This is a genomic window from Streptomyces sp. NPDC088794, from assembly GCF_044750545.1.
Taxonomy (GTDB): domain Bacteria; phylum Actinomycetota; class Actinomycetes; order Streptomycetales; family Streptomycetaceae; genus Streptomyces.
This window is the reverse complement of the sequence record NZ_JBIVKB010000010.1, coordinates 109,653-121,742: the sequence shown is the minus strand read 5'-3', so window position 1 is coordinate 121,742 and position 12,090 is coordinate 109,653. Positions and strand designations below refer to the sequence as shown.

Below are 12,090 nucleotides of genomic sequence, written 5' to 3'. Positions count from 1 at the left end.
GAAGATTCACGGAACGGAAAGATTGACGCACAAGCTTGGCACGGGTCACATTGAACGCCGCTCTAAAAAACTTGGCGGCCGTCGAAGGAGACCCACCATGCCGATAGAACAGCGCGGAGTCGACACCATCCCCGACGAGGAGCGCACCAGCGGCCCACGCGACCTCGTGTCGATCCTGCTCGGCTCCAATCTCTGTCTCGGTGTGATCATCTTCGGCTGGCTGCCGCCGTCCTTCGGGCTCGGCTGGTGGGCGTCGGTGAGCTCGATCGTGGCGGGCACGGTGGTCGGCACGCTGTTCACGGCCCCGCTGGCACTGGTCTCGCTGCGCACGGCGACCAACCTGTCGACGTCGTCCGGCGCCCAGTTCGGGGTGCGGGGCCGGCTGGTCGGCTCGGTGGTCGGGCTGCTGCTCGCCCTCGGCTACACGGCGCTGACCGTGTGGATCGGCGGCGATGTGATGGTGGGTGTGCTGGGGCGGCTGTTCGGGCTGCCGGCGGGCGGTGGCTCGTACGCCGTCGTGTACGGGCTGCTCGCGGCGGCGACCGTGGCGGGCGCGGTGTACGGGTACCGGGTGCTGCTGGCCATGTCCCGGGTGCTGTCCATCGGCATGACCGCCCTGCTGGTCCTGGGCGTGTTCGCGTACGCCCCGCACTTCACGACCGGCGCGCTGCCGGAGGCGGGCGGCTATCTGCTGGGCGGGTTCTGGCCGACGTGGTGCCTGGCGACGGTGGCGGCGGGGCTGTCCGGACCGATCGCGTTCATCACCCTCCTCGGCGACTACACGCGCTACATCTCCCCGGTCCGCCACACCTCGCGCCGGGTCCTGCACGCGACCTGGCTCGGCCTGATCGCCGGTCTCCTCGTGCCCCAGCTCTTCGGCACGTTCACGGCGTTCGGGGCGCGAGCGGCCCTCGACTACGCGGGCCCGCTGGTGTCGGCGTCGCCCACCTGGTACCTGGTCCCGCTGCTGCTCGCCGCCTCCGCGGGCTCGGTCGGCAACGCGGGCCTGATGCTCTACTCCATGGGCCTCGACCTGGACGCGATCCTGCCCCGCGCCTCCCGCGCGCGGGCCACCTGCACGGTCGCCGTCGTCGCCACGGTGTGCGTCTTCGTCGGCCACTACGCCTGGAACGCCCAGTCCGCGATGACGTCCTTCGTCCTGCTCCTGACGGCGATCGGCACGCCATGGGCGGTGATCACCCTGATCGGCTTCGTGCGCTGCCGGGGCGTGTACGACGCGGACGCCCTCCAGGTCTTCAACCGCCGCTCGCGGGGCGGGATCTACTGGTACCGCGCGGGCTGGAACATCCCGGCCACGGTGTCCTGGGCGGTGGGCGCGGCGGTCGGACTGCTCGCCGTGTCACTGCCGTCGTACGAGGGTCCGCTGCTGTCGCTGACGGGCGGGGTCGACTGCAGCTTCCTGCTGTCGGGGGCGGTCGGCGGGCTGACCTTCCTTCTGTTGCCGACGGGGGCCGTCACGGACACCGAGTCCGCGACGGCCCCCAAAGTGACCAGCCGGATCTAGCGGCGTCTAGCCGAGCTTGTGCATCCAGCCGTGCTTGTCCTCGTTGACGCCCCGCTGGATGCCCAGCAGCGCCTCGCGCAGGCGGGCCGTGACCGGGCCCGGGGTGCCGTCGCCGTGGGTCCAGGCGGCGTCCTTGGTCTTGGCGTGGCCGATGGGGGTGACGACCGCGGCCGTGCCGCAGGCGAAGACCTCGGTGAGGGCGCCGGAGGCCGCGTCCTCGCGCCACTGCTGGAGGGTGACCACGTCCTCCTCGGCGGTGTAGCCGAGGTCGCGGGCGACCTGGAGGAGGGAGTCGCGGGTGATGCCCTCCAGGATCGAGCCGGTCAGCGCGGGGGTGACGATGCGGTCGCCGTACACGAAGGCGATGTTCATGCTGCCGGACTCCTCGACCTTGGTGCGGGTCACCGCGTCGAGGTAGACGACCTGGTCGCAGCCGTTGCGGGCGGCCTCGGCCTGCGGGAGCAGGGAGGCCGCGTAGTTGCCGCCCGTCTTGGCGTCGCCGGTGCCGCCGGGGACGGCACGGACGTAGTCCTCGGAGACCCAGATGGTGACCGGCTTGACGCCCCCGGCGAAGTACGCGCCGGACGGGGAGGCGATCAGCATGAACAGGTACTCGTTGGCCGGGTGGACGCCGAGCGCGGCCTCCGTGGCGAACATGAACGGGCGCAGGTACAGCGACTCCTCGCCGCCGTGCGGCGGGACCCAGGCCGCGTCCTGCCCGAGCAGCACGTCCAGGGCCTCGATGAACAACTCCTCGGGCAGCTCCGCCATGGCCATCCGGCGGGCGGAGTTCTGGAAGCGGCGGGCGTTGGCCTCGGGGCGGAAGACCGCGACCGAGCCGTCGGCCTGGCGGTAGGCCTTGAGACCTTCGAAGATCTCCTGCCCGTAGTGCAGGACGTGCGTGGAGGGGTCGATGGAGATCGGACCGTACGGAACCAGCTGGCCGTCGTGCCAGCCGCGGCCCTCGGTCCACTTGATCGTCACCATGTGATCGGTGAAGTGGCGGCCGAACCCGGGGTTCGCCAGAATCGCGTCCCGCTCGGCGGCGGAAAGTGGCGAGGCCGAGGGCTTGAGCTCGATCGTGGGCGTCGTCATGAGTAGGTGTCCTTCACCGGTTGTGTAGTGACGGGCCGCGCTCACGCCCGCTACTGCCAATGGCCAGTGTTAGGACGTCCGAGCATTCCCTCATACCGCGGCTCCGCGTTCGATTATCGCGCGCGGGCTGCCGTGGAAGAAAACGGCGTGAATGCGACCCAGGGGATGATGGTGGCACCCGGCGGGGACATAGCGAAAGCCGCCGGGTGCATATGCGACCCGGCGGCTTCGAAGACTGCGAGAGTTTCGAGTGACTCGGCGGGTCAGCCGGCTACTCGTACGGACAGCGCGTCGCCGATCTCGGACGTGCTGCGCGCGGGCTTGCCGGTGCGGTCGGCGAGGTCGGCGGCGACCGCCTCGTCGATGCGGGCGGCCTCGGCCTCGTAGCCGAGGTGACGCAGGAGCAGGGCGACGGACAGGACCGTGGCGCTGGGGTCGGCCTTGCCCTGGCCCGCGATGTCCGGGGCCGAGCCGTGCACGGGCTCGAACATCGAGGGGAACTCGCCGGACGGGTTGATGTTCCCGCTGGCGGCGACGCCGATGCCGCCGGAGACGGCCGCGGCGAGGTCGGTGATGATGTCGCCGAAGAGGTTGTCGGTGACGATCACGTCGAAGCGGGCCGGGTCGGTGACGAGGTAGATCGTCGCCGCGTCGACGTGGATGTAGTCCGTGGTGACCTCGGGGAACTCCTCGGCCACCTTGTTGAAGACGTTCGTCCACAGGTGACCCGCGAAGGTCAGCACGTTGTTCTTGTGGACCAGCGTGAGCTTCTTGCGCGGACGGGCCTGGGCGCGGGCGAACGCGTCCCGGACGACCCGCTCGACACCGAACGCCGTGTTCACGGAGACCTCGGTGGCGACCTCGTGCTCGGTGCCCTTGCGGATCGTGCCGCCGTTGCCCGTGTACGGACCCTCGGTGCCCTCGCGGACGACCACGAAGTCGATCTCCGGCTGTCCGGCGAGGGGGGTCGCCACACCCGGGAGCAGCTTGCTCGGCCGCAGGTTGACGTGGTGGTCGAAGGCGAACCGGAGCTTCAGCAGGAAGCCGCGCTCCAGGACACCGGACGGGACCGACGGGTCGCCGATGGCGCCGAGCAGGATCGCGTCGTGCTGCTTGAGGGAGTCCAGGTCGGCGTCGGTGAGGGTCTCACCGGTGGCGCGGTAGCGCTTGGCACCGAAGTCGTACTCCCGGGTCTCCAGCTTCACATCCTGCGGAAGGACGGCGGAGAGGACCTTCAGACCCTCGGCCACGACTTCCTGGCCGATGCCGTCCCCGGGGATCACTGCGAGATTGATGCTGCGAGACATGTCGGCACCCTACTCCTCGTCCCATGGGATGACATGAGGTGTCCGCGATACGGACAGCCACGGGGCGGTTTCGGGCCGCCGGGGAGTGGGCGGGCGTCAGTCGTTCGACCTCCGTTCACCCTTACGCATGGCCCTCGTTGAGGTTCACTGGGAACTTCATCGACATGGAGACACCTGATGTCGGCATACCGGAGCAGCTCGCACGCCGGATGACCATGGCCGAGCAGTACGAGTACCTGCGCACCAAGCTGTCCCGGCGCCGCACGCTGGTGACCGCGGGCGCGGTGGCGGGCGGGCTGCTGACGGGGTGCGCGGGCACGGGAACCGACGGCAGGTCGACCGGCGGACGGACCAGCAGCCCCGGCGCCGCGAGCAGCCCCGCCACCTCGAAGGTGTCCGGCGCGGTCGTCACCCCCTTCGGCCGCCATCTCGCCTTCGGCGCCGACCCGAAGTCGCAGATGCGCGTCTCCTGGCAGGTGCCGTTCGCGGTCAAGAAGCCGTACGTCCGTGTCGGCACGAAGCCGGACGACCTGGGCCGTACCGTCACCGCGGAGATCCGCGACCTGCACACCCCGGGCCTGACCGGCGTCCGCTCCGCCCTGGAGCAGTACTACGTGCACGCGGCCCTGGACGGCCTGCGCCCCGGCACCACGTACTACTACGGCGTGGGCCACGAGGGCTTCGACCCGACCGCGCCCCGACACCGCTCGACCATCGGCGAGTTCCGCACGGCGCCGGCGAGCCCGGAGAAGTTCGTGTTCACGGCCTTCGGCGACCAGGGCGTCAGCCAGGCCGCGGCCACCGGCGACCACGCGATCCTGCGCCGCGAGCCCGCCTTCCATCTGCACGCCGGTGACATCTGCTACGCGGACACCAACGGCCGCGGCGAGAAGGCCGACGGCTACGACCCCGGCTACTGGGACCTGTTCCTCAAGCAGAACGAGTCGGTGGCGAGGTCCGTGCCGTGGATGGTGACGACCGGCAACCACGACATGGAGGCCTGGTACTCGCCGGACGGCTACGGCGGACAGCTCGCCCGCTGGTCCCTCCCGGACAACGGCTTCGACCCGCGCAACTCGCCGGGCGTGTACGCGTTCACGTACGGCAACGTCGGCTTCGTGGCGCTGGACGCCAACGACGTGTCGTACGAGATCCCCGCCAACTTCGGCTACTCGCAAGGCAAGCAGACCAAGTGGCTGGACACGAAACTGGGTGAGCTGCGCGCGGCGAAGGGCGTCGACTTCGTGGTCGTCTTCTTCCACCACTGCGCCTACTCGACCTCGGCCCACGCCTCGGACGGCGGGGTGCGCACCGAGTGGCTGCCGCTGTTCGAGAAGCACGAGGTGGACCTGGTGATCAACGGCCACAACCACGTCTACGAGCGCACGGACGCCGTCAAGGGCGACAAGGTCGGCCGGGCGGTGCCCATCGGCGCGTCGACCGATCCGACGAAGGACGGGATCGTCTACGTCACCGCGGGCGGCGGCGGCCGTGATCTGTACGGCTTCCCGTCGGGCGTGAAGGAGAGCTACGAGGGGCACGTCACGCGGCACGACTCGGTCGACACCTTCCGGTGGACGAAGTCGCACGGCTCGGCCCAGGAGACCGTGGAGTGGTCGCGGGTGCGCTACCGCGGGTTCTCCTTCCTCTCGGTGGAGGCGGAGAGCGGCAGCAGGCCGGCCCTGAAGGTGTCGGCGCTCGCGCAGAGCGGCGAGCGCATCGATCACTTCGAGGTGCGGCGCGGGAGCTGACCCCGCGCCGCACCCCTTGCGGGCGGCTCCCGGCCTACGGGCGTGCGCTCAGGAGCGGCGCCCGGAAAATCGCGTCGGCTCAGTGGCCGGTCTCGCCGCCGTTGTCCCGGCGGTCGAGGGCGCGCTGGAGCGCGGCGGCGGCGTTCTTGCGGTCGGACTCGCTCGTGCGGGACGTGTGACGGACTCGGCGGCGTGCGGTCGTCTCGGCCATGGGAAATCGACTCCTTCGACATCAACGGAGTGCGGAAATGGGGGGATTCGAGACGCCGGATGGGGCGGTGGAGCGACGGACCACAGGGGTTGCCTGCACGGTGTCCGGCTCACGACCGCCATTCGCTTGATCGAGCGAGACGTTCGGCTCCTACAAAGTTAAGTGAGGGGGGCCGGTCTGTCTCCACAATTAGTCGGACTTCCTACTATCTGAGACGGCGCCATGAGTCACACCACGCTGACCTGCTATTTCTTCCCGGCCCGCAGTTCGCGCACAAGGGCCCGGACGGCGGCCGTCGCCGCCAGTTCGGGAGTGGTCACATAGCCGACGGTCCGCGTCGGCCGCTCCGCCCCGAGATCGGTGACCGCGACCGACGGCGGCGCTCCGGTGAGCGAGAGCCTCGGCATGATGGCCATCCCGAACCCGCTGCCCACCAGCGACAGCACCGCCCCGTCGTCCTCCGCGCGCACGCTCGCCGCCGGGATCCAGTCCTGCGCGGCCCACCACGCGCGCGTGTAGGAGGAGCAGTTCTCGGCCCAGTCGACCAGCGGCAGCGAGCGCGGCGCCGGATGACCGGCCGGGTGCACCAGCGCGTACGGCTCTTCCAGGAGTACGTCACCCACCAGCTCCGGCGGGATCGGCGAGCCGGTGCCGATGGTCGCGATGCCGAGATCGGCGCGGCCCTGGGCCACCTCACCGGCGGTGCCCGCCCCGACCTCGCGGACCACGCGCACGGTCGGCTCGATCGCCGGGTGCGCGGCGGTGAGCCGCTCCAGCACGGGCGGCAGGAGATGCAGGGCCGCGCTCCGGAAGGCGGCGATGCGCAGGGGGCCGCCGACGACGCCCGTCCCGAGACCCGTACCCGGTCCTGTCCCGAGCCCCCTGGTCTCGGCGACCATCACCTCCAGCAGCCGCAGGACGCGCCGCGCGTGCGCGACGGCCCGGGCACCGGCGGGCGTGGCCCTGGCCCCGTAGCGCCCGCGCTCGAACAGCACGACCCCCAGCTTGCGTTCGATGCCGCGCACGGCATGCGAGACGGCGGACTGGGTGCTCCCGAGCCGTATCGCGGCGGCCGAGAAACCGCCCTCGTCGGCCACGGCGACCAGCGTCCTAAGCTCCTGCGGCGCGAGATCGACCGTGCCGACCCTGCCCTCCATCCACGCCACCACCTGCCCGTATGCGAGCGGCTCATGGATCCGCCCGTCCCATGAACCCAACCCCCTGCCCACGCCGGCCATTCCTCCCTACGGTCGCCCTCATGACCGCGCTCACCGTGCACCAGACCGCCCGCCCCACCGGCTTCCCGACCCCCGACCACTTCCGCTTCACCCAGTCCCCCGTCCCCTCCCCCGCGCCCGGCACGGCCGTGGTCGAGAACCTCTACTGGTCGGTCGACCCCTACCACCGCGAAATGATGGACGGGGACTTCGAGTTGAACTCCCCGCTGGAGGGACGCGCGCTGGGCCGGATCACCGCCTCGCGCGAACCGTCCCTGCCCGAGGGCGAGATCGTCTTCCACCGCAAGGGCTGGCGGACCCACTCGGTGGTGTCCCCGGCCGAGGTGAGACGGCTCCCCCGGCACGAAGGCGTGCCCCTCTCCGCGTACTTGAGCGTCCTCGGCGGCACGGGCCTGACGGCGTACGTCGGCCTCACCCGCATCGCGCGACTCCGCGCGGGCGACGACGTGTTCGTGTCCGCGGCGGCGGGCGGAGTCGGCACGGCGACCGGCCGCTTCGCCCGGCTGCTGGGCGCGGGCCGCCTGATCGGCAGCGCGGGCTCGGCCGAGAAGGTGAACTACCTGACGGAACAGGTGGGTTACGACGCGGCCTTCGACTACCGCACAGGCCCCGTCGCCGAACTCCTCACCAAGGCGACCCCGGACGGCATCGACCTCTTCGTCGACAACGTAGGCGGTGAACAACTGGGCGCGGCGATAGGCGCGTTGCGCGACCACGGGCGGGTGGTGCGGATCGGCACGGTCGGCCAGTACAACACGCAGGACGCACCGCCCGTGCTGTTCAACCACGCCGACGTCGTGGAGAAGAGCCTGCGGATCGAGGGCTTCCTGGTGCGCGACCACCTGGACGCACAGCAGGAGTTGTACGACTTCGCCGTACCGCATCTGCGCAGCGGGGCCCTGGCCCTGGACGAGACGGTGGTGGACGGCTTCGAGCGGATCGTGGAGGCGTTCCTGCTGATGCTGCGGGGCGGCAACACGGGCAAGATACTGGTGCGGGCCGGGTCCTGAGGACCCGGCCCGATCACGTGCGGGATGTGGTCAGCCCATGTGCGGGTAGCCGTAGTCGGTGGGCGCGACCAGCGTCTCCTTGATGGCGCGGGTCAGGGTCCAGCGCATCAGGTTCTGCGGGGCGCCGGCCTTGTCGTTGGTGCCGGAGGCGCGGCCGCCGCCGAAGGGCTGCTGGCCGACGACGGCGCCGGTGGACTTGTCGTTGATGTAGAAGTTGCCGGCCGCGTAGCGCAGCTTCTCCATCGTGTACGCGGCCGCCGCGCGGTCGTTGGAGATGACCGAGCCGGTCAGCGCGTAGTCGGAGACCGACTCCATCTGGGTCAGCATCTCGTCGTAGTTCTCGTCCTCGTAGACGTGCACGGCGAGGAACGGGCCGAAGTACTCGGTGCGGAACACCTCGTTGTCGGGGTCACTGCACTCCACGACGGTCGGGCGGACGAAGTAGCCGACCGAGTCGTCGTACGAACCGCCCGCGACGATCGTGCAGTTGGGATCCGCCTTCGCGCGGTCGATGGCCGCCTTGTTCTTGGCGAACGCGCGCTCGTCGATCACCGCGCCGACGAAGTTGGCGAGGTCGGTGACGTCACCCATGGTCAGGTAGTCGACCTCGGCCGCGAACTCCTCCTTGAAGCCGGAGTTCCAGATGGAGGCCGGGATGTAGGCGCGCGAGGTGGCACTGCACTTCTGGCCCTGGTACTCGAAGGCGCCACGGGTCAGCGCCGTCTTCAACACGGCACGGTCGGCGCTCGGGTGGGCGACGAGGAAGTCCTTGCCGCCGGTCTCGCCGACCAGGCGCGGGTAGGTGCGGTACTTCTCGATGTTGGTGCCGACCGTCTTCCACAGGTGCTGGAAGGTCTTGGTGGACCCGGTGAAGTGGATCGCGGCGAGGTCGCGGTGCTCAAGAGCGACCTTCGACACCTCGATGCCGTCGCCGGTGACGAGGTTGATGACGCCCTTGGGCAGCCCCGCCTCCTCCAGCAACTGCAGGAGCAGCACGGCGGAATGGGTCTGCGTCGGCGACGGCTTCCAGACGACGACGTTGCCCATGAGGGCGGGCGCGGTCGGCAGGTTGCCCGCGATCGCCGTGAAGTTGAAGGGCGTGATCGCGTAGACGAAGCCTTCGAGCGGGCGGTGGTCGAGCCGGTTCCAGACGCCCGGGGAGTTGGCCGGGGGCTGCTCGGCGAGCAGGTCGCGGGCGTACTTGACGTTGAAGCGCCAGAAGTCGACGAGCTCGCAGGGACAGTCGATCTCGGCCTGCTGGGCGGTCTTGGACTGACCGAGCATGGTGGAGGCCGCGAGGGTCTCGCGCCAGGGGCCGGAGAGCAGTTCGGCGGCGCGCAGGATGATCGCGGCGCGGTCGTCGAAGGCCATCGCGCGCCAGGCGGGCGCGGCGGCGAGGGCCGCGTCGATCGCGTCCTGGGCGTCGTCCTGGGTGGCATTGGCGTAAGTGCCGAGGCGCGCCTTGTGGTTGTGCGGCTGGACGACGTCGACGCGCTCGCCGCCACCCATCCGCCGCTCGCCGCCGATGGTCATCGGCAGGTCGATCGGGTTCTCGGCCAGCTCCTTGAGCTTGGCCTCGAGACGGGCGCGCTCGGGCGAGCCGGGGGCGTAGCCGTGCACCGGCTCGTTGACGGGGGTGGGGACCTGGGTCACAGCGTCCATGAGATCCGTAACTCCTTGTACGTGAGCGGGTGTTCGGTCAGCCCTTGGTGAGGGTGGATCGTGCGAAGAAGAGGAGGTTGGCGGGCTTCTCGGCGAGGCGCCGCATGAAGTAGCCGTACCAGTCGGTGCCGTAGGCGGTGTAGACGCGCATGCGGTGGCCCTCGGCGGCGAGGCGCAGGTGCTCGTCGCTCCTGATTCCGTACAGCATCTGGAACTCGTACTCGTCGAGCTTGCGCCCGGCGCGCCGGGCGAGTTCCTGGGCGATGGAGATGAGGCGCGGGTCGTGGGACCCGATCATCGGGTAGCCGGAACCCTCCATCAGGATCCGCAGGATCCGGACGTACGCCTTGTCGATCTCGTGTTTCTGCTGGTAGGCGACCTCGGCGGGCTCCTTGTAGGCGCCCTTCACCACCCGCACCCGGCTGCCGGCCTCGGCGAGGCGGCGGGCGTCGGTCTCGGTGCGGAAGAGGTAGGCCTGGATGACGCAGCCGGTCTGCGGGAAATCCTTCCGCAGCTCCTCGTGGATCGCGAACATCGAGTCGAGGGTGGTGTGGTCCTCGGCGTCGAGCGTGACGGTCGTACCGATGGCGGCGGCGGCCTCGACGACGGGCCGGACGTTGGCGAGGGCGAGTTCGTGGCCGCCGGGCAGCGCCTGCCCGAACATGGACAGCTTGATCGACATCTCGGCGCGGGTGCCCAGCTCCAGCTCCCCCAGCCGTTCGACGAGCGTCAGATAGGCGTCGCGGGCGGCGGCGGCCTGCTCGGGGGTGGTGATGTCCTCGCCGACGACGTCCATCGTCAGCTCGAGACCCTTGTCGGTGAGGTCCTGGACGATCGGCACGATCTCGTCCACGGTCTCGCCGGGGATGAAGCGGTCGACGACCTGCTTGGTCACCGGCGCGGCCGAGATCAGCCGACGCATCCGATCGCTGCGCGAGGCGGCGAGAATCACGGGACCCAGCACGGGGCACCTCCACAGAACCAGCAGACAGGACCACCGTGAAACCTAGGGACCCCTCCGATCGTCGGCCATCGACAGCTGTCACGCATCCGTGCCGCAGATCTCAGACAGATGTATGAAGGCAGCCGGGAATCGGCGCGGGAATGCGGGAGAATGCCCGGGTGACCACCGATTCCACGGGCGACTACCAAGAGCTGGTCGACGAGATCTCGGAGCTCCTCGGCGCCCCGGCGACCCTGGAGAACCGCGACTTCGAGCTGATCGCCTTCGGTGCGTACGACAGTGAGGGCGACCTCGACGCGTCCGCGCTGGACCCCGTACGCACCCGCTCGATCCTGACCCGGCGCTCGACGGCCACGGTCCGCACGTGGTTCGAGGGCTTCGGCATCACCCGCGCCACCGGTCCGGTCCGGATCCCGCGCACCCCCGAGGCGGGGGTCTATCGCGGGCGGATCTGCCTCCCCGTCCGCCACCGAGGTGTCGTTCTCGGCTACGTCTGGCTCCTGGAGGACGAGCCCGGCCCCACCGAGGACCAGCTGACGGCGGCCATGCGGGTGACCGGCCGCATCGGCGACCTCCTGGCCGACGAGGCACAGCACGGGGCCGACCTGACGCGGGAACTACGAGCCGTACTGACCGCGGAGCGCGGCTGGCAACGGGACATGGCGGTGGCCGAACTGCGCACGGCCCTCGGCCCCCGGGCGAACGGCCCGCACACGGTGGTCTGCGTGGCCCCCTGGCCCTCACCGGACCCCTCCGACGCCCCGTCGGTCCGCACGATCCCGGGCGCGACGGCCCTCTGCACGGCCCCCTGGGGCACGACGACCCACGCCCTCGCCCTCCTGGTCCGCCTCCGCTCGACGGACACCCTCACTCCGGCCACGTCGGCGGCGGCGCGGTTGTTGGGGCCCGACGCGGTGGCCGCCGCCGGGATCGCCGCCGGGCGGGTCGGGATCGCGGAGCTGGGGGCGGCCTGGCGGGAGGCCTCGGCGGCGGCGCGGGCCGCGCTGGCGGAGCCGCGGTTCGGGCCGGTCGCCGAGTGGGCGCACATCGGCCCGTTCCGCCTGCTGACCTCGCTCCCCCCGGACTCCGCCCACGACCCGGCGGTCGCCCCCCTCCTCGCCCCCGCCCACCGAGAACTGGCCCGCACGGCGGAGATCTACCTCGACTGCGCGGGCCAGGCCGGCCGCACCGCAGCGGAGCTGGGCATCCACCGGCAGACGCTGTACTACCGGTTGTCGCGGGTGGAGCAGCTCACAGGCCTGGACCTGGACGACGGCGAGGACCGGCTGCTGCTGCACATGGGGTTGAAGGGGGCGCGGCTGTAGCC

The 12,090-nt window shown here is 70.6% G+C and carries 10 protein-coding genes; 4 read left to right on the top strand and 6 right to left on the bottom strand.

The window, feature by feature from the left end; genetic code table 11:
- Positions 1 to 97 precede the first annotated feature (97 nt).
- The gene (locus tag ACIP6U_RS26740) at positions 98 to 1,525 is read left to right on the top strand and encodes a cytosine permease (protein WP_401722623.1); all 1,428 of its coding nucleotides are present in this window, start codon (positions 98 to 100) and stop codon (positions 1,523 to 1,525) included.
- A 6-nt stretch (positions 1,526 to 1,531) separates the two neighbouring features.
- Here the strand turns inward: ACIP6U_RS26740 and ACIP6U_RS26735 are convergent, their stop codons facing one another.
- Both ACIP6U_RS26735 and ACIP6U_RS26730 read right to left on the bottom strand, forming a co-directional pair.
- Entirely contained in the window at positions 1,532 to 2,620 is a 1,089-nt protein-coding gene (locus ACIP6U_RS26735) for a branched-chain amino acid aminotransferase (RefSeq protein ID WP_401722620.1), read from the bottom strand.
- Between the two features lie 263 nt (positions 2,621 to 2,883).
- Positions 2,884 to 3,927, bottom strand: coding sequence for a 3-isopropylmalate dehydrogenase (locus tag ACIP6U_RS26730; protein ID WP_401722617.1), 1,044 nt, complete (start codon positions 3,925 to 3,927; stop codon positions 2,884 to 2,886).
- A 164-nt stretch (positions 3,928 to 4,091) separates the two neighbouring features.
- Between ACIP6U_RS26730 and ACIP6U_RS26725 the strand changes: the two genes are divergently transcribed.
- Positions 4,092 to 5,678, top strand: coding sequence for a purple acid phosphatase family protein (locus ACIP6U_RS26725; protein ID WP_401722614.1), 1,587 nt, complete (start codon positions 4,092 to 4,094; stop codon positions 5,676 to 5,678).
- A gap of 79 nt (positions 5,679 to 5,757) precedes the next feature.
- Here the strand turns inward: ACIP6U_RS26725 and ACIP6U_RS26720 are convergent, their stop codons facing one another.
- Together ACIP6U_RS26720 and ACIP6U_RS26715 are read right to left on the bottom strand one after the other, a co-directional pair.
- Positions 5,758 to 5,889, bottom strand: coding sequence for a hypothetical protein (locus ACIP6U_RS26720; RefSeq protein WP_123997543.1), 132 nt, complete (start codon positions 5,887 to 5,889; stop codon positions 5,758 to 5,760).
- A 245-nt stretch (positions 5,890 to 6,134) separates the two neighbouring features.
- The gene (locus ACIP6U_RS26715; RefSeq protein WP_401723105.1) at positions 6,135 to 7,046 is read right to left on the bottom strand and encodes a LysR family transcriptional regulator; all 912 of its coding nucleotides are present in this window, start codon (positions 7,044 to 7,046) and stop codon (positions 6,135 to 6,137) included.
- Positions 7,047 to 7,147: 101 nt separating this feature from the next.
- Here ACIP6U_RS26715 and ACIP6U_RS26710 point away from each other — a divergent pair, with 101 nt between their 5' ends.
- Entirely contained in the window at positions 7,148 to 8,137 is a 990-nt protein-coding gene (locus ACIP6U_RS26710; RefSeq protein WP_401722611.1) for an NADP-dependent oxidoreductase, read from the top strand.
- 30 nt (positions 8,138 to 8,167) lie between these two features.
- On the opposite strand, the gene pruA is transcribed toward ACIP6U_RS26710, so the two are convergent.
- Positions 8,168 to 9,799: an L-glutamate gamma-semialdehyde dehydrogenase gene (pruA, locus tag ACIP6U_RS26705; protein WP_401722608.1), complete on the bottom strand. Its 1,632-nt coding sequence runs from the start codon at positions 9,797 to 9,799 to the stop codon at positions 8,168 to 8,170.
- A gap of 37 nt (positions 9,800 to 9,836) precedes the next feature.
- Positions 9,837 to 10,763 carry a proline dehydrogenase family protein gene (locus tag ACIP6U_RS26700; RefSeq protein WP_401722606.1) on the bottom strand — a complete coding sequence of 309 codons (927 nt, stop codon included), beginning with the start codon at positions 10,761 to 10,763 and terminating at the stop codon, positions 9,837 to 9,839.
- Between the two features lie 140 nt (positions 10,764 to 10,903).
- Between ACIP6U_RS26700 and ACIP6U_RS26695 the strand changes: the two genes are divergently transcribed.
- Complete coding sequence (locus ACIP6U_RS26695; RefSeq protein WP_401722603.1) at positions 10,904 to 12,088, top strand: PucR family transcriptional regulator; 1,185 nt, start codon at positions 10,904 to 10,906, stop codon at positions 12,086 to 12,088.
- Positions 12,089 to 12,090: the final 2 nt, after the last annotated feature.